Genomic DNA, 24,938 nt, shown 5'->3' on the forward strand with positions numbered 1-24,938 from the left:
AGTTTTCTCTTTTGCTCATGACACACTCCCCTGAACACGCTTTATCGGTACTTGCCGTGCCCGCCTTTGCCGACAATTACCTGTGGCTGATCCATGATGGCCGCCATGCCGCCGTGGTCGACCCCGGCGACGCGATGGCCATCCTCGATGCGCTCAAGGCGCATCAGCTGACCTTGTCTGCCATTTTACTCACGCATCACCACGCCGACCACACGGGTGGCGTGCCTGAATTGTTGCAGCATTTCGCCGTCCCCGTCTTCGGCCCGCGCAATGAGGCTATCACAGCCATCACGGAACCGCTTGCCGAAGGCGATGTCGCCTATGTGCCCGAACTGGGCTTGCAGATGACCGTCATCGACGTGCCCGGCCATACCAAAGGCCATATCGCCTACGTACGACAACGTACCGAGCAAGGCGAAGCGCCATGGCTGTTTTCCGGCGACACCCTGTTTGCGGGCGGCTGCGGCCGCCTGTTCGAAGGCACGCCGGGCCAGATGGCAGATTCGCTGGGCAAGCTGGCCGCCCTGCCCGACGATACCGAGGTATTTTGCGCGCATGAGTACACCTTGTCCAATTTGCGCTTTGCCAACGCCGTCGAACCGGGCAATGTGGCCCTGCAGGAACGCATCGCCGTCGACACGGAAAAGCGCCAGCAAGGTTTAGCCACCGTGCCGTCGACCATCGCCCTTGAGAAGGCCACGAATCCCTTCCTGCGCTACCGCGAACCGGCGATTTTGACGAGCCTGAAGGTGGAAGGCAAGCTGACCACCGATGCTTCGCCTGTGGAAGCATTCGCCGCGCTACGGATGTGGAAGAATAGTTTTTAAGCAGATCCTTCCCCAATAAAAAAATCCCGGCCGATGCGTGTTTGCATCGCCGGGATTTTTTTACGCTGCTAGTTGATCAGGATCAGATTTCTTCGTACAGCGGCAAGGTCAGGAATTCGGCAAACGATTCCGACGTCGACATTTCCTCGAAAATCTGGCCGGCGCGCACATAGGTCGGACCGTTGCCGCCCGGCGCATCGCGCTGCACCTTAGCCAGCTCTTCCGGAATCATGGCGCGCACCATCTCGGCCGTGACCTTGCGGCCATCTTCCAGCACGCCCTTGCTCGAACGAATCCACTGCCACACTTGCGAGCGGCTGATCTCGGCCGTGGCCGCGTCTTCCATCAGGTTGTGGATAGGCACGCAACCGTTGCCGGCCAGCCAGCTGCCCAGGTAGTGGATGCCCACGTTGATGTTGTAGCGCAAGCCCGCTTCCGTGATCGGCGCTTCCGGCTGGAAATTCAGCAAGTCCGACGCTTTCACGTCGATGTCGGGACGCTGCTTGTCGATCTGGTTCGGCTTGTCACCGAGTACTTTCGTGAACTCGCCCATGGCCAGCTCGACCAGGCCCGGATGCGCCACCCAGCCGCCGTCGTAGCCATCGGTGGCGTCGCGCGCCTTGTCGTTGCGCACGCCGCCCATGGCGATGTCGTTCTTTTCCGGATCGTTCTTGATCGGGATCAAAGCCGCCATGCCGCCGATGGCTGGCGCACCCCGTTTGTGGCAGGTTTTCAGCAGCAGCAAGGCGTAGGCGCGCATGAAGGGCGCCGTCATCGTGACCTTGGCGCGGTCGGCCAGGCAGAAATCCTTGTCCAGCTTGAATTTCTTGATGCACGAGAAGATGTAATCCCAGCGGCCCGCGTTCAGGCCCGAACTGTGCTCTTTCAGCTCGTACAGGATTTCATCCATTTCAAACGCCGCCAGAATGGTTTCGATCAGCACGGTCGCCTTGATCGTGCCTTGTGGCAAGCCCAGCTCGTTTTGCGTCATGACGAAGATGTCGTTCCACAATCGCGCTTCCAAGTGCGATTCCATCTTCGGCAGGTAGAAATACGGGCCGGCGCCGCGCGCCAGTTGCTCCTTGGCGTTATGGAACATGAACAGGGCGAAATCGAAAATGCCGCCGGAAATGCGCTTGCCATCGACCAGCACGTGCTTTTCATCGAGGTGCCAGCCGCGTGGACGCACGACAAGGGTCGCGATCTTGTCGTTCAGCTTGTACGACTTGCCATTTTGCTCGAGCGAAATCGTCTTGCGCACGGCGTCGAACATATTGATCTGGCCCGTGATCTGGTTATCCCAGTTCGGCGTGTTCGAATCCTCGAAGTCCGTCATGTAGCTGTCCGCGCCGGAATTGAAGGCATTGATGACCATCTTGCGCTCGACGGGGCCCGTGATTTCCACGCGGCGGCATTCCAGCGCCTTCGGGATCGGCGCGATCTTCCAGTCGCCGTCGCGGATGTGTGCGGTTTCTGGCAGGAAATCAGGACGCTCGCCCGCGTCGAGGCGCTTGGCCCGCTCCACGCGCACGGCCAGCAATTGCTGGCGGCGCGGCTCGAATTCACGCGTCAGCTTGGCCACCAGCGCCAGCGCGGCCGGCGTCAAAATCTGTTCGTAGCCGGGCTGGATGTCACCCGTGATTTGCATGCCTTCTGGAAGTGCGATCGTGTTCTGCGTCATGAAGTTCTCCGTTTTTAATAAATATAAGCAAAGGTAATCTGATGATCCAAGTATAAGCTGAACGACTGCGCGGACAAGCTGGACAGAGGCGCAAAAACACTCTGCAGGACGGCGCGTTTGTTCTATAGTATTGCACTATAAGGCATGGAAACGAGATTAAAAATCACTTCATCTATGCGTTTTTATCACAAGTGATGGCATCGCGGGAGCACGGCATGGGGCAGTTCAGACAGATATCGACGTTCGTGGAAGTGGTCGCCAAGGGCAGCCTGTCGGCCGCCGCGCGCGCGGAAGGGATCGCACCAGCCATGATAGGCCGGCGCCTCGATGCGCTGGAGCAGCGCCTGGGCGTCAAATTGCTGCAGCGCACGACGCGCAAACTGGCCTTGACGAATGAAGGCGCCGCCTTCCTCGAAGATTGCCAGCGCATCCTGGGCGAACTGGAGGAAGCGGAAGCGGCCGTGGCAGTACGCAGCGTGAAAGCCAGCGGCCATCTGCTCATTTCCGCGCCAGCCGGCTTCGGACGCCAGCATGTGGCGCCCTTGATCCCCTCTTTTGTCGCCGAGCACCGCGACGTGACGGTGTCGCTGAACCTGAACGACCGCCTCGTCGACTTGATCGGCGAAGGCATCGACGTCGCCATCCGCATCGCCAGCCTGTCCGACTCCTCGCTCGTGAGTACCAAGCTGGCCGACAACCAGCGCGTGCTCGTCGGCTCGCCCGCCTACCTGAAACGGGCGGGCACGCCACGCATCCCGGCCGACCTGGCCAAGCACAATTGCCTGGCGATCAGCAGCGAAGGCAGCCAGCGGGGCTGGACCTTCCGCGAAAACGGCAAAAACATCATTTTGAAGGTGGCAGGCAATATGGTGTGCAACGACGGCGAAGTGCTGCACGATTGGGCCTTGGCCGGCAAGGGCCTGGCGTGGCGCTCGATGTGGGAAGTGGGCGCCGAAATCGCCTCGGGACAGCTGGTGACGGTGCTGGACCAGTTCGCCGCTCCGGGCAACGACATTTATGCCGTATTCGCCCAGCGCCGGCACTTGCCCCTGCGCATACGGGCGTTTGTGGATTTTTTAAGGCATTCGTATTCGCAACCCGACTACTGGCGCGAACGTGCAATCTAGTCACTGCCGGCCGGACCGGAGAGCGCAGTTTGATGCAGGCTGATGCAGGTCGGCGTAGGTCGGCTTAGCGCAGCGTAAGCCGACACCAGCCCATACATCTTGCCAACGCCACTCTTGTCGGCTTACGCGCAAGCGCTAAGCCGACCTACCTGATGATGCAAAGCATGCCAAAAAGAGCCGCATAGCCCATAAAACACCCGCAAAACCGATGCTTCACAGAAATTCAGGCGAAAAAAAATCCCCGGAGACCGAGGATTTCTTTATTTCGTTTGATCCAGCGTATTAGATTGGCTGAATGTTCGAAGCTTGCTTGCCTTTAGGGCCAGCGGTCACTTCAAAAGAAACGCGTTGGTTCTCTTGCAGGGACTTGAAGCCGTTCGACTGGATAGCCGAGAAGTGAGCGAACAGATCTTCGCCGCCTTCGTCAGGGGTAATAAAGCCGAAACCCTTCGAATCATTGAACCATTTTACGATGCCAGTTGCCATTACAATTTCCTATTTCAGTTAAGTTGGGCTTGCGCCCGTTATATCGTTTGAAGCAAGAAAGAAATGACAGACAAACTGCACTACTACCTCGAATCCAACGATGCCCAATTATACCAACAAAACTGAGAAAAACCATTCTTTCGCAAAATAAACTTACGAACACTACTTTAATAGCCAAATCCCCGTCTTGCGGCGCCCTGTACCAGCGACATGGAGACACTATATCCTAATCTTCGACGCGGGTGCTTTGCGTTGCATCAAATGAATCATTGCAACCACAAGAACGCAAAATAGTCGCTCAGGCGCAGAAATGGGTGGCGGCCGGATCGTGCTCCGCCCAGCGCAACAGCGCCCCCACCTGCCCGCTCAGGGCCGGCCACTCGGCCAGCACCTGTCCGGGCTCGTTGAGCTGCACGCGCACCAGCTGCTCGATGCGCCGGCATTCCTGCCCCAGCGCGGCAAAGCCGAAGGTGGCGGCCGAGCCGGCCACCGCGTGCAAGGCACGGTGCAATGCCGTCAATGGCTCCAGGCGCGGTCCTTCGCTGTCGCAGCGTTCTTGCGCCTGCGCGATCGCCTGCATCAGGGCCGGCACACCGGCCGCATATTTTTCATTCAGGGCGCGCAAACGGGCGCGAAAATCCGGGTCGATCAAGGTTGCCATCGCGATACTCACCTGACGCAGCTTACTTGGTGCCGAAAATACGGTCGCCGGCGTCACCCAGGCCCGGCACGATGTAGGCGTGGTCATCCAGGTGCGAATCGAGCGCGGCGCAGAACATCTTGACGTTCGGGTGCGCGTTCTGGAACACGGTCACGCCTTCCGGTGCGGCCACCAGGGCCAGGAAGATGATCTGCTCATCCGTCACGCCGCGTTTTTTCAGCACGTCGACGGCGTACACGGCCGAATTGCCGGTCGCCACCATCGGGTCGCACAGGATAAAGGTGCGCTCGTTCAGGTCCGGCAGGCGCACCAGATATTCCACGGGCATGTGGGTGGCCGGGTCGCGGTACACGCCGATGTGGCCCACGCGGGCCGATGGCACCAGGTTCAGCAAACCGTCGCTCATGCCGATGCCGGCGCGCAGGATGGGCACGATAGCCAGTTTCTTGCCTGCAATAACGGGCGCGTCGATGGTGACCAGCGGGGTCTTGATTTCGCGCGTCGTCAGCGGCAGGTCGCGCGTGATTTCATAGCCCATCAGCAAAGTGATTTCCTTGAGCAACTCACGGAAGGTGCGCGTCGACGTGTCGTGCTCGCGCATGTGGCTCAGTTTGTGCTGGATCAAAGGGTGATCGGTAATGAACAAATTCGGGAAGCGTGGATCTTGTTTCATTTGTTTTTCTTTCTCTGCTCTCTGGCGCGGCGGCAAGCGTGGCCGCGAACGCGCAGTGTGTCGATAAAATCATGGATTACAGCATTATCCCAGCCCGCAGCCCGCCTGTGGCCGGAATTTTCGAAATAATCGGCATTATTGACGTCAATACTCGCGCAGGGCGCGCGCGAGGATGGCCACGCAATCGGTGCCGGCGGGCAAGCGGCCATATGCGCCACCCGGCGCCTGCACCAGCCGCGACTCCAGGAACGCTTGCGCGACAAACGGTGGCGCATGGCGCAGCAGCAAGGCCGCCTGCACGGCCAACACGATGCGTTCAGATAATTGCCGGGCACCAAACTCATCCGTTTGCAGCCCGTCCAGGTCGGCCAGCAGCCGCGCGCGATAATCGGCAAAGACAGCAGCATCATCGCCAGCCAGCGCCAGCTCGGCCGCGAGGGCATCGCGCGCGGCCGGCGACTTGCCGAAGGCGCGCAAGACGTCGAGGCACATGACGTTGCCCGAGCCTTCCCAGATCGAGTTGACGGGCAGTTCGCGGTACAAACGCGCCAGCGGCGCCTCTTCCACATAGCCGGTGCCACCCAGCACCTCCATCGCCTCAAAGCCGAAGCCGGGACCACGCTTGCAGATCCAGTATTTGCCGGCCGGCGTGAGCACGCGCGCCAGCATCGCTTGCCGCGGGTCGTCCTTTTCATCGAAGCAGCGGGCCAGGCGCAGCGCGAAGGCCGTGGCCGCTTCCGATTCGAGCGCCAGGTCGGCCAGCACGTTTTGCATCAGCGGCTGCTCGGCCAGCGGCTTGCCGAACACGGCCCGCTGGCGCGCATGGTGCAGCGCCTGGCTCAAGGCGGCGCGCATGATGCCGGTGCTGCCCAGCACGCAATCGAGGCGCGTGTGGCTGGCCATTTCCAGTATCGTGGGTATGCCCCGCCCCGGCTGCCCCAAGAGCCAGCCGTAGGCATGGGTGAATTCCACTTCCGACGAGGCATTCGAGCGGTTGCCCAATTTATCCTTCAGGCGCTGCACGCGGATGGCGTTGCGGCTGCCGTCGGGCAGGTAGCGGGGCAAAAAGAAGCACGACAATCCCCCTTCATCCGCCTGGGCCAGGATCAGATGGGCGTCGCACTGGGGCGCCGAAAAAAACCATTTGTGGCCGACGATGCGCCAGGCGCCGCCAGCCTCGTCGCCGAACAGGGCTTGGGCCTCGTCCGGCGGCACGGGCACGGCGCGCGTGGTGTTGCTGCGCACGTCCGAGCCGCCCTGCTTTTCCGTCATGCCCATGCCGACCAGGGCGCCCCGTTTCTGCTCCACGGGCAGGGAACGGGGGTCGTAGTCGCGCGACAGGATTTTCGGCAGCCAGCGCTGCGCGATCTGCGGCAGATCGTGCGCCTGGCGCAAGGCCGGCACCGAGGCATACGTCATCGTCACGGGACACTGCGTGCCGTTTTCCACCTGCCCCACTAATAGATAGGCGGCCGCGCGCGCCACCTGGGCGCCGGGACCGGGCGCGGCCCACGGCGAAGCGTGCGCACCGGCGCCCACGAGGATGGCCATCAGCTCATGCCAGGCCGGATGGAACAGCACTTCGTCGATGCGGCGCCCGGCCCGGTCGAACTGCTGCAGCTCGGGCGTGTGGATATTGGCCAGGCGCGCCAGCGCGTAGGTTTCGGCGCGGCCCAGCTTCTCGCCCAGCGCGTCGAGCTCCTGCAGCGCCGCGCCGCCACCCTCGCGCAGCAGCGCTTCGATCAGCGCCGGATCGCAGGCGAACAGATTGACGTTCTCGAACGGCGTGGCCTGGTTGAAAACTTCATGCGTGTCAAAAGCATTCATGGGGGTCTCCCGCGATTTGTTATCATGGCGCCCTGTCTGCCGTGGACGCACCGTCAACAACGTCTGCCAGCCAGACTAGCGCAAAGCGCATGGCGGGGCAAGCGCGCCAGTGGAAGCAAGCGCAGATAAATGTTTCTATGTGGAATGAAAATGTCTGTGTGTGTCGCACAACATGTTTTTTTTCATGGAAGGCAGGAATATTTACAAAACCTGAAGCAATGTTGCTCTATTTCATGTAATCGGGTGCTTTTCAATGATACATTTCGTGTGGATCGCGTTCCGATAGCCGCCCTTTCGGCCACTATGGCGCGCGTCACGCACGACGCACTCTTTCCGTCGGCGCCCTGCCCTGCAGCGAGCGCCGGCACTGATAATAAAAAGGTAAAAGCCAGCACGATGTTTTCCAGTACCCCATCCGCCGCCCACCGCGAGGCCCGCCACGAGTTGGACAACCTCATGGAAGAGGCAGGCGACGTCGTGTTCCGGCTCGATACGGACGGCTTGATCCTGTTCGCCAGCAAGCGCGCTGCCACCCTGTTTGCCGCGCCATCGGGCCTGACCGGCCACTTGCTGCTGCCGCTGGCCGCCGAAGCGTCGCGCGCGGCACTGCAGGCGGCGCTGGAAGACGCGCTGGAAGAGCCGGGCCGCCTGGAAGTGCGCCTGCAAGCGCCCGACCAGGAAATCTGGTTCGAACTGCGCCTGTCTTCCTATATGAACGCGGCCGGCGTGGCCGAACTGCTGGTGGTCGGGCGCGATACGTCGGCCCAGCACAACACGGAAGAACGGCTGCGCCACATGGCCACGCACGATGCGCTCACGGGCTTGCCGAACCGCTTGCTGCTGTCGGACCGCATCCGCATGGTGATCGCCCAGGCCGCCCGTTCGGGCCAGGGCTTTTCCGTCGCCACCATCGGTCTCGATGGTTTCAAGAAGGTCAACGATGGCCTGGGCCACCCCGTCGGCGACGCCGTGCTGCGCCTGGCCGCGGCGCGCCTGCGCAAGACCCTGCGCGACAGCGACACCCTGGCGCGCGTGGGCGGCGATGAATTCGTCGCCGTGCTGCCCGGCAGCGCCACGGACGCGCAGATCAAGCTGGTGACGGGCCGCCTGCTGGCCACCCTGCAGGCGCCGTTCGAAGTCGATGGCCACACAATCTACGTGGGGGCGTCAGTGGGCGTGTCGATCTATCCGCTGCATGCGGAAGATGAAGTGCGCCTGGTGGCGCTGGCCGATGCGGCCATGTCGCGCGCCAAGGAAACGGGCAAGGCCCGCTGCCTGGTCTACAGCCCGCGCTTGAACGGCCCGTCGGAACACGACATCTCGCTGGAAGCGGCCATGTTCCAGGCCGTGCGCGAAGGCGAATTCCTGCTCTTTTACCAGCCCATCGTCGATGCGCACACGCGGCAAATCCAAGGCTTCGAAACCCTGATGCGCTGGAAGCACCCGACCCTGGGCCTGGTGCCGCCCGTGCGCTTCATCCCGATTGCCGAAGCCAATGGCCTGATCAACCTGCTGGGCGCCTGGGCGCTGAAGGCGGCCTGCGTGCAGCTCAAGCAGTTCCAGGAAGTGGCCAAGCGGCCGCTGTACATTTCCGTCAACATCAGCCCGCGCCAGTTCCGCAACGACAAATTCCTCGACGTGCTCGATGACGCCATCGCGTTTTCGGGGCTCTCCGGCGAACACTTGGTGCTGGAAATCACGGAAGGCACCTTGATGATCGACCCCGTGCATGCGGAAACCATCCTCGTCAAGATGACGGAGCGCCGCGCGCGCATCGCCATCGACGATTTCGGCACCGGCTACTCCTCGCTCGCGTATCTGAAGCGCTTCCCCATTTCCGTGCTGAAGATCGACCGCACCTTCATCAAGGACTTGCCCGCATCGAGCAAGGATGCGGCCATCTGCAACACCATTCTCGACCTGGCCAAGCATTTGAACCTGTCCGTGGTGGCCGAGGGCGTGGAGACCGAGGAGCAGATGCACTTCATCGAATCGCGCGGCTGCCAGTACGTGCAAGGCTACCTGACGGGCAAACCGATGCCGGCCCACGCCGCGCTATCGGCCTTGAGCGACAAAACCTATGCGGCGCTGGTGCCTGTGCCGTCTGCCAATGAACCGCGCGGAGGGGTGCAATGAATCCAGGTCATTTCACGGTACCGACACAGCTCGGCAAAAACACCCTCGACCTGTTGTGGGCGCGCACGCGCCAGCAGGGCGACATGCCAGGCTTCGCGAAAGCCATCAGCGCCATCCTCGGTGCCATGCGCGGCGAGGACGACCACGAATTCGACATCACGCAAACGGTGCTGTCCGACCCTGTCCTCACGCACAAGGTGCTGCGGCTGGCCAACAGCGGCATGTATTCGGCCTTCGGCCAGCGCGTCAACACGGTATCGAAGGCCGTGCTGGTGCTGGGCATCGACGCCATCGGCCATCTGGCGCTGGGGCTGAAACTGATCGAAGAGCTGTCGCAGGCGTCGCCCGACTCCGTCAGCGCCCACGTGGAAATGGAAAAGGCCGTGCTGGCCGGGATGGTGGCGCAGCAGGTGGCCACCAGCGCCGGCAGCCTGCAGGCGGAGCAGGCCGTCGTCTGCTCGATGCTGCACACCCTGGGCCGCATGATGGTGACGTTCTACATGACGGATTTCTGGGCGCGCATGCAGGCGCATGCGGGTCCCGGCAACGAGGCGGCCGCCGCGCGCGAAATCCTCGGCCTGTCGCTGCCGGAAGTGGGCTATGCCACGGCGGCCCACTGGGGCCTGCCGCAGCACCTGATCAACGGCATGCGTCCGATGGAACCGTCGCCAGACAACGCGCCCGTCAGCGGCGCCGACTGGATGGCGGGCCTGTCGACGATGGCGGCGCGCTGCGCCGACTCGCTGTGGCACGACGATGCGGCCGGCGCGGCGCAGGTGCACGCGCTGATCGACGATTATGCGGGCACCCTGGGCGTCGCGGCGACCGACCTCGTGGTGGCCGTGGACAAGGCCAAGGCGATGGCGGCGGCCGACCTGTCGATCGCGCCCCTGTCGAAACCGGCCGAGCGGCGCGCGCGCCAGCTGGCGTCGACGCGCATGCGCGCCGAAGGCAACCGCGTATTGATCGGCGGCCTGGCCGACCTGCGCGGCGCCATCGGCAGCGCCAGTCCGGGCCAGATGGTCTCGATGGCGCTCGAAACGCTGCACCAGGGCTTTGATTTTTCGCGCTCGGTGGCCTTCGTGCGCAACCACAGGGATCATCTGTATTCGGCGCGCATCAGCATGGGCGAAGGCATGGCCGACCTGCAGGATTTGATGGTGTTTGGCGACGCGTATGAACCGAACGTCTTCCACGCGGCCCTCAATAGCGACCGCGTGATCTTCATCGACAATGCGCGCGACCCGAAATTTGCCGCCAAGCTGCCGCAATGGTGGAAAGCGACCTTGTCGGAAGCGCGCAGCTTCGTCGTGCTGCCCCTGTCGGCCAATGGCCACCCCACGGGATTTTTATATGGCGACTGGGACGACAGCTTCCCGCCGATCCAATTGAATCAGACGGAGTTCAACCTGATCAACGATATCCGGGCTTTGCTGGTGCAGTCGGTGGAGATGCGGCACCAGCTGGAGCTGGTGGCGAACAAGGTGGCGTAACAGGAAGCGCCAACGATGTTGTCGGATTACGCGGGGCGATGCCCGCTAATCCGACCTACACGCAACGCATGACATGAGCCTTGATCAGACGCGTAGGTCGGGTTAGCCAGAATGGCGTAACCCGACATCACCGCAACGCATGACATGGGCCGTGGGTCGGATCAGGGCCGCAGGCCCGTCATCCGACAACATTTCAATTTACTTCAACTTCGGCGTACTCACCGACACATCGCCGCATTGCGCGCGGTGCATCAGGGCGTGGTCGATCAGCACCAGCGCCAGCATGGCTTCGGCGATCGGCGTCGCGCGGATGCCCACGCAGGGGTCGTGGCGGCCGAACGTTTCCACCATCACGGGATTGCCTTCTTTATCGATCGAGCGGCGCGGCGTGCGGATCGACGAGGTCGGCTTGATGGCGATCGACACGCTGATATCCTGCCCCGTCGAAACGCCGCCCAGTACGCCGCCGGCGTTATTGCCGATAAAGCCTTCCGGCGTCAGTTCGTCGCCGTGCTCGGAGCCTTTTTGCGCCACCGAATCGAAACCGGCGCCGATTTCCACGCCTTTCACCGCATTGATGCCCATCATCGCATAGGCGATGTCGGCGTCAAGCTTGTCGTAGATGGGCTGGCCCAGGCCGACGGGCACGTTTTGCGCGATCACGTCGATGCGCGCGCCGATGGAATCGCCGTCGCGGCGCAACTGGTCCATGGCATCTTCCATGCGCGCGATCAGGTCCGCGTCATCGCTGGCCGCAAAGAACGGGTTCGCATGCACGTGTTCCCAGGACTGGAACGGCACGGGAATGTCGCCCAGCTGGCTCATGCAGCCCTTGAACGTGGTGCCGTACTGCTGCAGCAGCCATTTCTTGGCGATCGCCGCCGCGCCCACGACGGGCGCCGTCAGGCGCGCCGACGAGCGCCCGCCGCCGCGCGGGTCGCGCACGCCGTATTTGTGCCAGTAGGTGTAGTCGGCGTGGCCGGGACGGAAGCTTTCCGCGATATTGCCGTAATCCTTGCTGCGCTGGTCTTCATTGCGGATCAGCAGCGCGATGGGCGTACCCGTCGTCACGCCCTGGTACACGCCGGAGAGGATTTCCACCGTATCGGATTCCTGGCGCTGCGTCACGTGGCGCGACGTGCCCGGCTTGCGGCGGTCCAGTTCGGGCTGGATATCGGCTTCCGACAGGATCAACCCAGGCGGACAGCCATCGATCACGCAGCCGATGGCCGGACCATGCGATTCGCCGAAAGTGGTAACAGTAAACAGCTTGCCAAAAGAATTGCCGGACATAAGTAGGAAGTGTGAGGACTGGAAAACTCAATTCTACCAGCCTGCGGGGCATGCCATGCCGCTAATGCCGCGCCCAGGCCCGATATTGCCCCACCCAAATCGCCATTTTTAAATCCCGTGTATTTTTTCACACAAAAACACCAAATATGAGTTGCAATAATGCAAAACAAGAAATATTGCTCCACAGAATAGATTTAAAAAAACATTTTGCTTATTAAATAGCTATATACTTGGATCAAAGCGCGCCACAAAATACTGGTTGAGGGCTGCGCCGAGAGCACGTCACAAATGCCCAGGGCTAGGCGTCGTTGCCGAAGACAGTACGCAAGTACGGCGAGGCAACGCAACAACGCCATGGGCTTTTGCGACGCGCTCGTAAAAAATATCGAGTCATCCTGGAGAAGCTATACATGCCCGCACCGATCATCCCCCTTGACGCCAACAAGGACGATCACGACGACCTGGTATTCCTCGATGAGCAACCGGCTGCGCCGCTGACGGCCGCACCGCGCAGCGTCTGGCGGGTGATGATCATCGACGACGATGAAGACGTCCACTCCACCACCACTTTCGCCCTGGGCAACCTGGAAATGCAGCACCGCCCGCTGGAATTCGTGCATGCGTATTCGGCCGGCCAGGCGCGAGAACTGCTCAAGCACGAAGACGACATCGCCGTCATCCTGCTCGACGTGGTAATGGAACAGGATGACGCGGGCCTGCACCTGGTGCGCTACATCCGCGAAACCCTCAAGATGACGGACGTGCGCATCATCCTGCGCACGGGCCAGCCCGGCTATGCGCCGGAAATCGACGCCATCCGCGACTACGACATCAACGACTATAAAACCAAGTCCGAACTGACGCGCATCAAGCTGTTTACGACGGTCACGGCGGCCATCCGCTCGTACGAACAGATACGCTCGATCAGCAGCAGCCGGCGCGGCCTGGACCAGATCGTCCACGCCAGCACGCAGCTGATGGCGCTGCACGGCGTGCAGAATTTCTCGGCCGGCGTGCTGGCGCAGATCGCCGACCTGCTGGGCATCCGCGCCGACGGCGTGCTGTGCGTGCAGGACTTGCAGGACAATGGCAGCAAGGAGCTGCTCGTCTCGGCCTGCACGGGCAGCTTTTCGAGCTTGCCGCACAGCGCCCTGTGCGGCCTGCAAAACCCCCGCGTCATGGCCGCCATCGAGCACACCCTGGCACAGCGGCGCAACGTGTACGCGCACGACTATGCCACCCTGTACTTCGCGGGCAAGGCCAGCCGCGACGCGGCCGCCTACCTGGTGCTGCCGCGCCCCCTTTCCGCCATCGACGAAAGCCTGCTGGAAGTCTTCTGCAGCAACGTCGCCGTGGGCCTGGACAACGTCGAGCTGGTGTCGCACCTGCACAATGCCGCCTTCTACGACCAGTTGTCGAAGCTGCCCAACCGCACGCGCCTGGTGGAAATCCTCGACGCCACCTTGTCCGGCCCCGCGCGCGACGACGCCACCTTGTCGCTGGTCGACCTCGACCACTTTGCCGAGACCAACGACGCGCTGGGCCACCAGTTCGGCGACACCCTGCTGATCGCCGTGGCGGGCCGCCTGCAAACGCAGCTGGGCTCCCAGCTGACGGTGGCGCGCCTGGGCGGCGACATCTTTTGCGTGCTGGGCGACTCGTCGCAAGTCAACCCGGCCAAGATACTGGCCCTGTTCCAGGCGCCGTTCAGCATCGATGGCCAGGACGTGCAGCTGTCGGCCACCCTGGGCCTCGTGCGCCTGGGCGAGCATGCGGGCACGGGCGCCGATGCGCTGAAGGACGCCGACATCGCCCTGAAGCGGGCGAAAAGCCAGCAGCGCGCCGGCCACTTCTATTTTTCGCGCAGCATGGGCATCGAAATCCGCGAACGGGTGCGCATGATGCACGCGCTGCGCACGGCCTTCAGCCAGGACCAGCTGTTTGTCGTCTACCAGCCGCAGATCGACCTGACCACGCGCCGCCCCGTGGGCGCCGAAGCGCTGCTGCGCTGGCAGACGCCCGACGGCAAGTTCATCTCGCCCGACCGCTTCATCCCGATTGCCGAGTACTCGGGCATCATCATCGACCTGGGCGAATGGGTGCTGCGCACGGCGTGCCGCGAACTGGTGCTGCTGCGCGAACAGGGCCACCGCAACTTCGTCATGTCCGTCAACGTGTCGCAAGTGCAGTTCCGCCACCCGCTGTTTTTGGACATGCTGCGCGCGGCACTGGAAGAGACGCAGGCGCCGCCCGAATTCATCGAACTGGAAATCACGGAATCGATGGCCATGGAAGAGCCGGACCTGCTGATCAAGATGCTGTGGCAGATCAAGCAAACGGGCGTGAGCATCGCCATCGACGACTTTGGCACGGGCTTTTCCTCGCTGTCCTATCTGCAGCGCCTGCAGGTCGACCGCCTGAAGATCGACCGCGCCTTCGTCACCGAGATCACGGGCTCGGCGCGCGGCAGCAGCATCGCCGAAATGGTCATCCAGCTGGGCCGCAACCTGGGCCTGGCCGTGATCGCGGAAGGCGTGGAAGACGAGCGGCAAGCGCAAATCCTGCAGGCGCTGGGCTGCCCGATGGCGCAAGGCTTTCTGTTCGCCCGCCCCATGACGGCCAGCGCGCTGGGCAGCTGGCTGAACAACGAGGCGCTGCAGGGAGCGGCATAGCCGTCATCTTGGCTTGACCATGCAAAACGCCGGCAATGCCGGCGTTGTTGTTACTGCATGGCGACCACTTAGTCGGCCGTTTCGGCCGGCCAGTCGCGGATGTACGCCTTGAGCATCTGGTTCTCGAAGCTTTGCGCCTCGAGCACGGCGCGCGCCACGTCGTAGAAGGAAATGACGCCCAATAAGGTCTTGGCGTTCATGACGGGCAGGTAGCGCGCGTGTTTTTCCAGCATGATGCGGCGCACTTCGTTCACTTCCGTATCGGGAGTGACGGTGATCGGGTGGTCATCCATGTGCTTGCGCACGGTGCCGCCGCCGATCTGGCCCGCGTTTTCATGCAGCGCGTTCAACACTTCGCGGAAAGTCAGCATGCCGACCAGGTCGCCAAATTCCATGACCACCAGCGAACCGATGTCTTTTTCAGCCATGGTATTGGCCGCGTCAAGCAGGGGCTGGTCAGGCGTGACCGTGTAGAGGATATTGCCCTTGACTTGGAGAATTTCAGATACTTTCATATTGGCCGTCCTGTCCGCGTGATTGGTATTTTAGTTATTCTAGCCCTTACTGCGACTGTAGCCTATGCCTGCGGAAAAATCCAGCCTTGCGCGCAATCAAATCGGGGAGATTGCGCACCGCTTCCGTCACGCGCGGCGACGGAACCAACCGGCGATGGACAAGCGTTCGCGCGCCGTCGGCAGCACTTCGTGCAGCATCTCGCCCGACATGAACATGGCCATGCGGCCCGCCTGCGGCAGGACGTCCACCACGGGCGCACCGTGAGGGTGCAGACGCAGCGCGCCGCCGTGCTCGGGCAGCCAGTCGTCGTTCAGGTACAGCACGACGGACACGGTGCGCTTGTCGTCGTCGCGGAAGCGGTCCAGATGGGCCCGGTAAAAGGCGCCCGGCGCGTACAGCGCGAAATGGCTTTCGTACTCTTCCAGCCCCAGGAACAGTTCGCGGTTCAGCAGGCGGCGCAACGCTTCCATATGCTCCAGGTAGCGGTCGCAGGCCTCGGAGCGGCCCGTTTCCAGCCATTCGATATGGTCGCCGCGGATGTCCGGCTGCAGCAGCGGCGCATGGCCGCTGCCCACGCCGGCGCCCTTCATCTTGCCGCTGAGCATGGATTGCACGCATTCGGCGGCCAGCTGGCGGCTCAGTTCAGGGGAGATGAAATGCTCTTGCATGAGCCAGCCTGCCTGGCAGAGGCCGTCGACGATAGAGAGTCCGGGAACGGCAAGGGAGCCGTCGAACGATATTGCGGGCATAAAATCTTTCCTGGTGGACTTGCGATGAGAGTTCGCCTGAAGCCCAGGAATTCGCCGGCATGTAGCGGCCTTCCCTGCGGCGCGGCGCACGCGCACAGGTCAGACAGCCCGAATATCGCTGATCCGTTATCCTACCACCGCCGTGCCTTGCCGGTCACTTTTTTTACACTGCAGCTTACACGCGCTGCTTGAGGCCACGGCGCCATGCGCCCTGCACAGTAGCCCTTTTGCTCAGCGGTAAATCAGGTTACGATCTTGCCACTATAAAACTTGGCGGAGACACCATGAGCGGCCCGAAATACCCCGGTTTCGATACTTTATCCCTGCATGCGGGCGCCGCGCCCGACCCGGCCACGGGCGCGCGCGCCACGCCCATCCATTTCACGTCCTCGTTTGCCTTCAAGAGTTCGGAACATGCGGCGTCGCTGTTCAACATGGAGCGGGCCGGCCACGTGTATTCGCGCATCTCGAATCCCACCAACGCCGTGCTGGAAGAGCGCATCGCCGCCCTCGAAGGGGGCGTGGCCGGCATCGCCACGGCCAGCGGCCAGGCCGCAATGCACCTGGGCTTGTCCACCATCGCCGGCGCCGGTTCGCACATCGTGGCTTCGCGCGCCCTGTACGGCGGCTCGCACAACCTGCTGGCATATACATTAAAACGCTTCGGCATCGAGACGACCTTTGTCGACCCGCGCGACCCGGACGCCTGGCGCGCCGCCATCCGGCCAAATACAAAAGTGCTGTTCGCGGAAACCCTGGGCAATCCCGGCCTCGACGTGCTGGACATCCCGACCATTGCCACGCTGGCGCACGAACACCAGCTGCCGCTGATGCTCGATTCGACGTTCACCACGCCGTATCTGCTGCGCCCCTTCGAGCATGGCGCCGACCTGGTCTTCCACTCGGCCACCAAGTTCCTGTGCGGGCACGGCACGGCCATCGGCGGCCTGCTCGTCGATGGCGGCACTTTTGATTGGCAAGCGGCGTACGACAAGACGGGCCGCTTTGCCGAACTGTGCGAGCCGTACGACGGCTTCCACGGCATGGTCTTCGCCGAGGAATCGACGGTGGCGCCATTCGCCCTGCGCACGCGGCGCGAAGGCTTGCGCGATTTCGGCGCCGTCATGAGTCCGCACAATGCCTTCGCCATCCTGCAAGGCATCGAAACCCTGGGCTTGCGCATGGACCGCCACGTGGCCAACACGCGCAAAATCATCGACTTCCTGCTGACCAATCCGGCCGTGGAATCCGTCTCTTATCCCGAACTGCCGTCGCACCCCGATTACGAACTGGCGAAAACCCTGCTGCCGAAAGGCGCGGGCGGCGTGTTCACCTTCCGCCTGCGCGGCGACCGCGCGGCGGGCCAGCGCTTTGCCGACAGCCTCAAGATCTTCTCGCACCTGGCCAACGTGGGCGACGCCAAATCGCTCGTCATCCACCCCGCTTCCACCACGCATTTCCGCGTGCCCGACGACCAGTTGGCGCAGGCGGGCATCACGCAAGGCACCATGCGTTTATCGGTGGGCCTGGAGGATGCGGACGATTTGATCGAAGACCTGGCCCGTGGCCTGAAACTGTCGCAGAAAGGCGCCTGAAATGTTATTCAATATCGAGAACACCACGGCCTACTGCTACACGGGCGGCAAACCGTTCAACCCGGGTCAGCCCACGGCCGTCTTCATCCACGGCGCGCAAAACGACCATTCCGTGTGGGCCCTGCAAACGCGCTATTTCGCCCACCACGGCTGGAACGTGCTGGCCGTCGACTTGCCGGGCCACGGGCGCAGCCTCGGTATCGCGAAGACCAGGGTCGAGGAACTGGCGCGCTGGGTACTGGCCATGCTCGACGCTGCCGGCGCGACCAAGGCCATGCTGGTCGGCCACAGCATGGGCTCACTGATCGCGCTGGAAGCGGCATTCCTGGCGCCGGAACGGGTCAGCCACCTGGCCATGCTGGGCTCCACCTACCCGATGAAGGTCTCGCCGGCCCTGCTGGAAACGTCGCTGAACGATGAACAGGCGGCCATCGACATGGTCAATATCTGGTCGCACTCGTCAATCGCGCAAAAGCCGTCGTTCCCCGGCCCCGGCTTTTATGCCATGGGCGGCGCGCGGCGCCTGAAACAGCGCATCGCCGCCCTCAACCCCGATCACGTGTTTCATACGGATTTTTTTGCCTGCAATGCCTACGCGAACGGCGAAATCGCCGCCGCTTCGGTACACTGCCCCACTTTATTCATTTTCGGCGCGCGCGACATGATGACGCCACCCAAGTCGACCCGCTTGCTGACCGCGTCCATCGCGCATGGCACGGTGGTGCAGGTCGACAGCGGACACGAATTGATGGCCGAGCAGCCGGACGCCGTGCTCGACGCACTGTTTGCGTTTGCGCAAACGGCAGCGGCATGAACGCTTTTTTTAGGATAGATGCACATGTTGTTGAATACCCTGTTCGATGAATTGACTGGCCGCGGCAGCGGCACGGAAGCGGCGCGGCACGAGCGCTACAACTGGCTGGAACAGCTGCGCTGCGCCAACCCGCAGGCGGACGAAAACGGCCCAATGGCCGGCATCCCCGGCCACCACTGGTACCGGCTGCCGCAGGCGCTGGTCGTGGCGGGCCAGCACACGGACCTGCTGGTCGGTACCCTGAACGCGCAATACCTGGTCTTCGCGGGCCGCCACGCGGCGGCATTCGCGGCCGAACTGGGACTGCAATACGACGCCAACAACCGCATCGACCGCCCCGGTGGCATCGATGAACTGCTCGACGCCTATGAAGAACAGGCCGACGGCAGCTGGACCACCGTGTCGAATGAACCGCCAGCGCCACCGCTGGCCGGCTGGGACGACGTGTACTTCCGCGTGCGCGACCTCAGCGACGGCAAGGCCATCCAGAGCGTGACGACCATCGCCTACGAAAGCAGCCGCTTTCCCGGCTACACCTTGCTGGGCACGACCCTGGTGGGCGCCGGCGCCATCGCGCACGACGACGAGACGGCGCAGTATCTGCAGCAGGTCTTCGCCGACTGGGCCATCCAGCGCGAATGCGCCGACGCCTGCCTGCCAGCGCAGGAACCGTGGCCACATGCGCCGCGCCAGACGCCGCCCGGCCCGTTCGACTTTGGCCGCAACCTCGCTTACCTCGACGCCCTGCTGGCCGCCTACCGGCGCGCGCAGGCGCAGGCGGAAATCGACGGCGGCGATTGCGCCTACTGGGCATGCGCGGCCGCCAGCACGGCTTACCAGGTCTTCTCGCTGCGCTACACGGCGGGCTTGCCCTTGCCTGACGTGGAAACGGCGCTGGAAGCGGCCGTCGCCGCCTGCGAAACGGCGCGCGCGGCCCTGGCCGCGGCCTACGACGACGAGGCCTTGCCCGCCTTTGATTTCGAACAATTGACGGATTACACGCGCACCCTGCAGTTGCTGGGCGCGGCCCTGCTGTTCGGCCGCCGCGACCTGGCCATGCGCCTGGCCGCCCTGCAGACGGCCTTCGATGGCGAAGACGGCGTGTACGAAGCGCTGCTGTCCGCCGTCGATCCGCAGCGTCCAGCCGTCGATGAATGGTATTTCGCAGAACCCTACTCGGCCCTGTTCGAGTGCCTGGATGCGGACGATCCCACCCGGCAGCTCGAGCACTTGCGCCACTACCTGGCCAGCTGGCACGGCGCCCTTGTCCACGAAGACTGGTTCAACGGCCATTTGCGCGCGCAGGGCCTGGGCGGCTACTACGGTCTGTGGGCCTTCGAAGCGGCCGCAGCGGCCAAGCAGCTGGGTCTCGAGCGCGGCGCGCTGGCGCACTGGCTCATGCCGCCGTCGCCCTGACCTAGCCAACATTTTTAACGAAGAGACATGATCAATACCGCAGCCCTGTTCAGCACCACCTTTTTACCCGGCCAGGCCGGCTTCGACACCGATACGATCACGGGCCTGGCCGAATGGCGGCTGGACGTCCCCATGCTGTTCAAGCTGCTCGTCGGCGCCGGCACACAAGCCGTCGCCTGGCCCATCTACGGCGATGGCGAGGACTGCCCCTGCGTGCTGGCCGCGCCGATGGCGCAGGCGCAGGCCAGCTGGCAAGCGCTGTCATCGCTGATGGACAAGCCGCGCGACGCGGCCGCCATCGTCGCGCGCGGCGCCATCAGCGCCCTGCTGGCCGGCGGCCAGCCGTGGCTGATCCTCGATGGCGTGCAGCTGATCCCCCACGATATCGGCACGCCGGCATACGTGGCAGGGCTCGACGCCCTGCGCGCCGAGGCGCAAGCCTTGCACTCTGCCCTGCTGCGCGACGAGCGGGATGCGCTGGCGCCGTTGCTGGCCATCGGCGCCGCGTCGCCTGCCACCGGCTACTGGTCGGCCACGGCCGACGCGCAGCTGGCCGATGTCGAGGAACTGGGCGCGGACGAACTGCCGTTCCTGCAAGGCCTGGAAGTGGTCGGCTGGGAGGAGGACGCGCTGTGCTATGAAGTGAGCGCCGCCGGCGAACCGGACGTCACTGGCCTCGTCACGCCGTATGGCCGCTGGATCGTGCCGCTGTCGCAACGCTATGTGGACCTGGGCGTCTATTATGCGGACGATGGCTGGATCACCTTTGCCACGGCGGACGCGCCCGATGCGCACGGCGTCATGGACTTGAATGGCACGGTGGTGCTGCCGCCCGCCCCCGGCGCCCTGTACGTGATCAGCCCCCACCTGCTGCAGAGAATCGATCCGGACGGCGCCAGCCGCCTGCTGCGCCTGCCCGATGGCGCGCTGCTCATCGACAGGGTGGACAATATGTGCGAACGCGAAGATGGCTTGATCGACATCGAGCGCCAGACGGCCCAGATTGACGATGACGACAAGCGCAATGTGCACGGCGTGGTCGACAAGACGGGCAAGGTCGTGGTGCCGCTCGTCTACAACTCCGTGCACGATTTCGGCACCAGGAAAAAGATCGCCATCGTCAGCCTGCGCATCGCGGGGCGCTTCCTGTTTGGCCTGATCGATAACCAGGGCGAGCTGCTGGCGCCTTGCCAGTACGAAGCCATCGATTGCGCCACGACCTCGTCGCCACCTAAATTGCGCAAGAACCTGATCTTCGCCATCGATGCGCAAGGCCTCGCCTGCATGCTGACCCTCGACGGAAAACAGGCGTTCACGCCGCAGTATCCACCGGCCCACCATCTGCGCGGCGTGACCGTGCAAAGCGACTTTTTATATGTCGTCAAGGATGGCATGGCCTGGAGCATGGATTTCACGGGCCAGCTGCTCGAGCAGTTCGACACCGTGGACAACTTCAAGGCGGCCATCACGGCGCAACTGAGCGAGGCCATGGGACTGGGCAAGAAAAAGCCCGCCAAACGCCGCAGCTTCACGCCCGCGCAAATCCTGGCCAAGGCCGACCGCGGGCAATTGCGCAGCATGGCCGCCCTGCTCGTGCTGAGCGATGCGGACCTGGCCGCGCGCTGCGTGGACATCACCCTGGAAGCACTGGCGGAGGACGATCCGGAAGAGGAATACGAAGGCGACACGCCTGAAGCGGCGTGCTTTTTCCTGCTGTGGTCCACGGCCGCCGATGTGCTGGGCCACGGCACCACCCTGGACTGGAAGGCCGTCGATGAAGTGCCGCGCATAGCTCAGCACATCGACCTGCCCGCGCTGCAAGACTTCCGCTGGGCGGACCAGCAAGACGGCGACGCCATGGCCGAGGGCCTGGCCGCCATCGCCGCCCACCTGGCGCCGCATCAGCTGCGCCTGGTGAACCTGCAGGACGGCGAGGATACGTATTATCTGGGCGTGGTGCGGGTGCAGGATGCGGAAGCGTTCAAGGTAGTGGCGCTGCAGGCGGCCTTGCGGCCGGTGCTGCTATGAGCGGATTGCCGGCACGTCGTCTTTATTTGGCGGAACGATCAAACATCGCCTTGTCAAAACGCAGGGTAATGACTTCGGTGTCGTCCGGCTTGCCCGGCTTGCGCCCGTCTTCACCCGGGTAGTTCGTGTCGATTGCCACGACAAGCGTCTGGGCATCGAGTACTTCAACGCTCTCCACCGAGTCGAAAGGCATGCTGAATTTACCCACGGGCATATTGCTCGCCTGCCCGCCTATGCCGTTGGGGTCGGAGATGTTCAGCAAGTCCACCAACAACGTTTTCTTGAGCGCACCGTCAGCGTCTTTTTCTTTCAGGTCCACCAGGTACAGGCGCTTGATCACGGCCTTGGCGCCCCAGAATCCATCGCGTTCGATCAGCACGAACTTGCTGCCGCCGACATTGGTCATGTCGCCGATCACGACGCCATTGTCCTTGACCGCGCCATCCTTGCGGTACACGAGGTTCTTGCCCGTGTAGCGCATGGCAGCGGGGTCGAACTCAAAAATGTTCAGGTAGCGCTCATCGGCTGCGACGGGCCGCAGCGACGGGTCGCTTGGCGCCGCTTCCGGCACCGCGTAGAGCAGGCTGCGGTCGGCGTTGTAGGCCAGGCTTTCGAAGCCGCGGCTGCCTGACAAGGTGATGCTGGCGCCCTTGCCCAGCACTTCCGGATTGGCCGGGCTGCGCAGGAAAGGATGGGGAACCGGATCGCCCATCAGCGTGCCGTTTTTGTCGAAGTGCAGGATATAGGGGCCGAATTCCTCGCCCACGAAGTAAGTACCGTCGGCAGCGCGCGCGAGCGACTCGATGTCGAAATCAAAACCGGTCAGCAAGCGGCCAGCGCGAATGCGCGCATCCACGGCGATACCGCTGTCGGCAAAGACCAGTCCTCCGGTGGTGTTGCTGGGGTAGTTGACGTAATCGGCCGTGATTTTCAGGTCAACGCCCTTGCCATCGTTTAAGAAACCCTTGGCGTCGTTGAAGGCCAGGAAGCTGTTGAGCTTGATGCTGCCAGGCGTCTTGCTGGCGTCAGCGGCCGTACGGAAGTTGATGCTGGCGTTATACAGGCCGAGCACGAAATCGGCCGAATTGCCCTTGGCGCCATAGCCATTGTCGGCCATGGCAGTCCAGCTGCCGTCGTCATTCCTGAGCAGCGCGGAAAAGCCGGGAATCGGCACGCCACTGGCAAACGGCGGGGTGACACCCAGCACTGCGGCTGTGAACTGTCCCGTAACCGGCCCTGGCCAGCGCGCCGTGTCAGGCAACGCTGCCCAGCCGGCAAGCTGGTGCGGCAAGCCTTCCCCGTCCTTGGGCGCAGCCTCAGGAGCGGCAGAGGAACTGCCGCCGCAGGCAGCCAGCACGCCGCTGACCACCACGATGGCCAAGCCGCGGCACACATTCAAACCGCTCAAATGACAATGCATATTTGCTTCCTCAACAAGATGAATGAAGAGGAAAGCTTACCGGCCTTCGGTGACCAGTTTATGACATGCTCGCCCTATCGTGCGGGGCATAGGCCGGCAAGGAGCGCGCTGCCGGAGCCCGTCACGCGCAGCGCACTACCCCAAAATGCTGCGCCAGGCTCAAGCCCAGTCCCTGCTCCACGGCGTTTTCCACCTGCGCCGCCAGCGCGGCCGCTTCTTCGGCCGCCTTGATGTCGCGTTCATTCGTGGAACCGGCCGGATAGCCGGAGTTCACGCGCATGCCGCCGAAAACGAACAGGCGGTAGACGTCGGCCAGGCTGATGCGGTTGACGTTGCCCAGCAAGACCCAGTGGTCGGAACTGTCGGCCACGCGCTTGCCCCACTGCACCCGCACGGCGCCGTCCACGTTCACTCTTCCCACCCAGCCCTGCTGCACCATCTTGTCGAGCAGGGTTTCCATCTCCTCGAAACCCAGGCGCGTGCTGCGGCGGATCTCGGCCGCGCCGACCAAGGCGGAATCGGCGCAGTGGCAAGCCTGGTGCAGCACTTTCAGGATGGCGACGGCGTCGACGAATTCGCTGCCCGGCGCCGCTTCGTACCACCAGCGTTCATATTTCACGACGGGCAAGGCGGCCACCAGCAAGGCGCCCACCAGGGTGATCATCCAGCTCAGGTATATCCACACAAGGAACAGCGGCAAGGCGGCCAGCGCGCCGTAGATGCGCGAATACGTGGGAAATTCCTGGATGAATTCACCGAAGCCCCGCTTGGCCACCTCGAACGCCAATGCCGCCAGCAAGCCGCCCCAGGCCGCGTCGCGCCAGTCCACGTCGCGGTTCGGCACGGCGATGTACAGCAAGGTAAACGCCAGCATGGTCAGGCCGATCGACACCAGGGTATAAAACACGGCGCCGATGAAAGGCACGGCGCCCACGACGCCGCTGGTGGCCATGAAGAGGCGCGACGTCACCGTCAGCGACACGCCCACCAGCAGCGGTCCCAGAGTGACGATGGCCCAGTACACCAGCAGGCGCTTGGTCCAGCGGCGCTCCTGGCGCACTCTCCAGATGCGGTTGAAGACGCGCTCGATCAAGCCCATCATGCCCACCGACGTGACGATCAGGGCGCCTGCGCCGATGGCCGACAGGCGCGTGGCCTTCGACGCGAACGTCGTCAGGTAACCGAGGATGGTGTTCGAGATCCCCTTGGGCATGACGCTTTGCACGAAATAATCTTCCAGCGCGTGGCGGAAGGTATTGAATAGCGGGAAAGTGGTGAAGATGGCCAGGGCCAGGGTCAGCAGCGGCACCAGCGCGAACACGGTGGCGAACGTCAGGCTGCCCGCCACTTGCGGCAGGCTTTCCTCGCGCACGCGGCGGCGCGCGAACTGCAGCAGGTCGCGCGTTTCGGACCACGTCAGGCCGCGCACGATGTCGGCACCGACGTGCAGGGTGCGCCACAGGTATTGAAAGATGGGGAATATATATTTTGAAAACATGTGCAAAATCAGAACGGCGCCATGAC

The 24,938-nt window shown here is 63.1% G+C and carries 19 protein-coding genes; 9 read left to right on the forward strand and 10 right to left on the reverse strand.

Annotated elements, in window-relative coordinates; all coding sequences use genetic code 11:
- Nucleotides 1-17: 17 nt before the first annotated feature.
- Nucleotides 18-827, forward strand: a complete 810-nt coding sequence (gene gloB, locus BLU39_RS02450) for a hydroxyacylglutathione hydrolase (protein ID WP_092709176.1) — start codon at nucleotides 18-20, stop codon at nucleotides 825-827.
- A gap of 82 nt (nucleotides 828-909) precedes the next feature.
- Here gloB and aceB read toward each other — a convergent pair whose 3' ends face one another.
- A complete protein-coding gene (aceB, locus tag BLU39_RS02455; protein ID WP_092709179.1) occupies nucleotides 910-2,508 on the reverse strand; it encodes a malate synthase A in 1,599 nt (532 codons plus the stop codon).
- Nucleotides 2,509-2,723: 215 nt separating this feature from the next.
- Here aceB and BLU39_RS02460 point away from each other — a divergent pair, with 215 nt between their 5' ends.
- The gene (locus tag BLU39_RS02460; RefSeq protein WP_092709182.1) at nucleotides 2,724-3,635 is read left to right on the forward strand and encodes a LysR family transcriptional regulator; all 912 of its coding nucleotides are present in this window, start codon (nucleotides 2,724-2,726) and stop codon (nucleotides 3,633-3,635) included.
- Nucleotides 3,636-3,917: 282 nt separating this feature from the next.
- On the opposite strand, the gene BLU39_RS02465 is transcribed toward BLU39_RS02460, so the two are convergent.
- The 4 genes from BLU39_RS02465 to BLU39_RS02480 form a co-directional block, all read right to left on the reverse strand.
- Nucleotides 3,918-4,121 carry a cold-shock protein gene (locus tag BLU39_RS02465; protein ID WP_010398811.1) on the reverse strand — a complete coding sequence of 68 codons (204 nt, stop codon included), beginning with the start codon at nucleotides 4,119-4,121 and terminating at the stop codon, nucleotides 3,918-3,920.
- Nucleotides 4,122-4,419: 298 nt separating this feature from the next.
- Nucleotides 4,420-4,782 (reverse strand): Hpt domain-containing protein, encoded by a 363-nt coding sequence (locus tag BLU39_RS02470; RefSeq protein ID WP_092709185.1) that lies wholly within the window; start codon nucleotides 4,780-4,782, stop codon nucleotides 4,420-4,422.
- 22 nt (nucleotides 4,783-4,804) lie between these two features.
- The gene (gene upp, locus BLU39_RS02475) at nucleotides 4,805-5,455 is read right to left on the reverse strand and encodes a uracil phosphoribosyltransferase (protein WP_046682928.1); all 651 of its coding nucleotides are present in this window, start codon (nucleotides 5,453-5,455) and stop codon (nucleotides 4,805-4,807) included.
- A gap of 144 nt (nucleotides 5,456-5,599) precedes the next feature.
- Nucleotides 5,600-7,282, reverse strand: coding sequence for an isovaleryl-CoA dehydrogenase (locus BLU39_RS02480; protein ID WP_092709193.1), 1,683 nt, complete (start codon nucleotides 7,280-7,282; stop codon nucleotides 5,600-5,602).
- 396 nt (nucleotides 7,283-7,678) lie between these two features.
- Between BLU39_RS02480 and BLU39_RS02485 the strand changes: the two genes are divergently transcribed.
- Nucleotides 7,679-9,418 (forward strand): putative bifunctional diguanylate cyclase/phosphodiesterase, encoded by a 1,740-nt coding sequence (locus BLU39_RS02485; protein ID WP_092709887.1) that lies wholly within the window; start codon nucleotides 7,679-7,681, stop codon nucleotides 9,416-9,418.
- Nucleotides 9,415-10,911 carry an HDOD domain-containing protein gene (locus BLU39_RS02490; RefSeq protein WP_092709196.1) on the forward strand — a complete coding sequence of 499 codons (1,497 nt, stop codon included), beginning with the start codon at nucleotides 9,415-9,417 and terminating at the stop codon, nucleotides 10,909-10,911. Before BLU39_RS02485 ends, BLU39_RS02490 begins: the two co-directional genes overlap by 4 nt.
- Nucleotides 10,912-11,109: 198 nt before the next feature.
- On the opposite strand, the gene aroC is transcribed toward BLU39_RS02490, so the two are convergent.
- A complete protein-coding gene (gene aroC, locus BLU39_RS02495; protein ID WP_092709199.1) occupies nucleotides 11,110-12,204 on the reverse strand; it encodes a chorismate synthase in 1,095 nt (364 codons plus the stop codon).
- A gap of 410 nt (nucleotides 12,205-12,614) precedes the next feature.
- Between aroC and BLU39_RS02500 the strand changes: the two genes are divergently transcribed.
- Complete coding sequence (locus BLU39_RS02500) at nucleotides 12,615-14,876, forward strand: putative bifunctional diguanylate cyclase/phosphodiesterase (protein WP_092709202.1); 2,262 nt, start codon at nucleotides 12,615-12,617, stop codon at nucleotides 14,874-14,876.
- Between the two features lie 68 nt (nucleotides 14,877-14,944).
- Here BLU39_RS02500 and BLU39_RS02505 read toward each other — a convergent pair whose 3' ends face one another.
- The gene (locus tag BLU39_RS02505) at nucleotides 14,945-15,391 is read right to left on the reverse strand and encodes a CBS domain-containing protein (RefSeq protein ID WP_092709205.1); all 447 of its coding nucleotides are present in this window, start codon (nucleotides 15,389-15,391) and stop codon (nucleotides 14,945-14,947) included.
- A gap of 126 nt (nucleotides 15,392-15,517) precedes the next feature.
- Entirely contained in the window at nucleotides 15,518-16,141 is a 624-nt protein-coding gene (locus tag BLU39_RS02510) for a 2OG-Fe(II) oxygenase (RefSeq protein ID WP_092709208.1), read from the reverse strand.
- Between the two features lie 284 nt (nucleotides 16,142-16,425).
- Here BLU39_RS02510 and BLU39_RS02515 point away from each other — a divergent pair, with 284 nt between their 5' ends.
- From BLU39_RS02515 to BLU39_RS02530, 4 genes are read left to right on the forward strand one after another with little or no spacing between them, the layout of a single operon-like run.
- Nucleotides 16,426-17,736, forward strand: a complete 1,311-nt coding sequence (locus BLU39_RS02515) for an O-acetylhomoserine aminocarboxypropyltransferase (RefSeq protein WP_092709212.1) — start codon at nucleotides 16,426-16,428, stop codon at nucleotides 17,734-17,736.
- 1 nt (nucleotide 17,737) lies between these two features.
- Complete coding sequence (locus tag BLU39_RS02520) at nucleotides 17,738-18,550, forward strand: alpha/beta fold hydrolase (protein WP_092709215.1); 813 nt, start codon at nucleotides 17,738-17,740, stop codon at nucleotides 18,548-18,550.
- Between the two features lie 24 nt (nucleotides 18,551-18,574).
- Complete coding sequence (locus BLU39_RS02525; RefSeq protein WP_092709218.1) at nucleotides 18,575-19,966, forward strand: PoNe immunity protein domain-containing protein; 1,392 nt, start codon at nucleotides 18,575-18,577, stop codon at nucleotides 19,964-19,966.
- Nucleotides 19,967-19,993: 27 nt separating this feature from the next.
- A complete protein-coding gene (locus BLU39_RS02530; protein ID WP_092709221.1) occupies nucleotides 19,994-21,994 on the forward strand; it encodes a WG repeat-containing protein in 2,001 nt (666 codons plus the stop codon).
- A 22-nt stretch (nucleotides 21,995-22,016) separates the two neighbouring features.
- Here BLU39_RS02530 and BLU39_RS02535 read toward each other — a convergent pair whose 3' ends face one another.
- Both BLU39_RS02535 and BLU39_RS02540 read right to left on the reverse strand, forming a co-directional pair.
- Complete coding sequence (locus tag BLU39_RS02535) at nucleotides 22,017-23,414, reverse strand: esterase-like activity of phytase family protein (protein WP_092709224.1); 1,398 nt, start codon at nucleotides 23,412-23,414, stop codon at nucleotides 22,017-22,019.
- 121 nt (nucleotides 23,415-23,535) lie between these two features.
- Nucleotides 23,536-24,912, reverse strand: coding sequence for a YihY family inner membrane protein (locus tag BLU39_RS02540; protein WP_092709227.1), 1,377 nt, complete (start codon nucleotides 24,910-24,912; stop codon nucleotides 23,536-23,538).
- Between the last annotated feature and the right edge of the window lie 26 nt (nucleotides 24,913-24,938).

It is taken from the genome of Janthinobacterium sp. OK676, from assembly GCF_900103595.1.
Classification (GTDB): Bacteria; Pseudomonadota; Gammaproteobacteria; order Burkholderiales; family Burkholderiaceae_D; genus Janthinobacterium.

Coding starts and splice junctions, on each gene's coding strand:
- gloB (WP_092709176.1), top strand. CDS start 18: ATGACACACTCCCCTGAACACGCTTTATCGGTACTTGCCGTGCCCGCC.
- aceB (WP_092709179.1), bottom strand. CDS start 2,508: ATGACGCAGAACACGATCGCACTTCCAGAAGGCATGCAAATCACGGGT.
- BLU39_RS02460 (WP_092709182.1), top strand. CDS start 2,724: ATGGGGCAGTTCAGACAGATATCGACGTTCGTGGAAGTGGTCGCCAAG.
- BLU39_RS02465 (WP_010398811.1), bottom strand. CDS start 4,121: ATGGCAACTGGCATCGTAAAATGGTTCAATGATTCGAAGGGTTTCGGC.
- BLU39_RS02470 (WP_092709185.1), bottom strand. CDS start 4,782: ATGGCAACCTTGATCGACCCGGATTTTCGCGCCCGTTTGCGCGCCCTG.
- upp (WP_046682928.1), bottom strand. CDS start 5,455: ATGAAACAAGATCCACGCTTCCCGAATTTGTTCATTACCGATCACCCT.
- BLU39_RS02480 (WP_092709193.1), bottom strand. CDS start 7,282: ATGAATGCTTTTGACACGCATGAAGTTTTCAACCAGGCCACGCCGTTC.
- BLU39_RS02485 (WP_092709887.1), top strand. CDS start 7,679: ATGTTTTCCAGTACCCCATCCGCCGCCCACCGCGAGGCCCGCCACGAG.
- BLU39_RS02490 (WP_092709196.1), top strand. CDS start 9,415: ATGAATCCAGGTCATTTCACGGTACCGACACAGCTCGGCAAAAACACC.
- aroC (WP_092709199.1), bottom strand. CDS start 12,204: ATGTCCGGCAATTCTTTTGGCAAGCTGTTTACTGTTACCACTTTCGGC.
- BLU39_RS02500 (WP_092709202.1), top strand. CDS start 12,615: ATGCCCGCACCGATCATCCCCCTTGACGCCAACAAGGACGATCACGAC.
- BLU39_RS02505 (WP_092709205.1), bottom strand. CDS start 15,391: ATGAAAGTATCTGAAATTCTCCAAGTCAAGGGCAATATCCTCTACACG.
- BLU39_RS02510 (WP_092709208.1), bottom strand. CDS start 16,141: ATGCCCGCAATATCGTTCGACGGCTCCCTTGCCGTTCCCGGACTCTCT.
- BLU39_RS02515 (WP_092709212.1), top strand. CDS start 16,426: ATGAGCGGCCCGAAATACCCCGGTTTCGATACTTTATCCCTGCATGCG.
- BLU39_RS02520 (WP_092709215.1), top strand. CDS start 17,738: ATGTTATTCAATATCGAGAACACCACGGCCTACTGCTACACGGGCGGC.
- BLU39_RS02525 (WP_092709218.1), top strand. CDS start 18,575: ATGTTGTTGAATACCCTGTTCGATGAATTGACTGGCCGCGGCAGCGGC.
- BLU39_RS02530 (WP_092709221.1), top strand. CDS start 19,994: ATGATCAATACCGCAGCCCTGTTCAGCACCACCTTTTTACCCGGCCAG.
- BLU39_RS02535 (WP_092709224.1), bottom strand. CDS start 23,414: ATGCATTGTCATTTGAGCGGTTTGAATGTGTGCCGCGGCTTGGCCATC.
- BLU39_RS02540 (WP_092709227.1), bottom strand. CDS start 24,912: ATGTTTTCAAAATATATATTCCCCATCTTTCAATACCTGTGGCGCACC.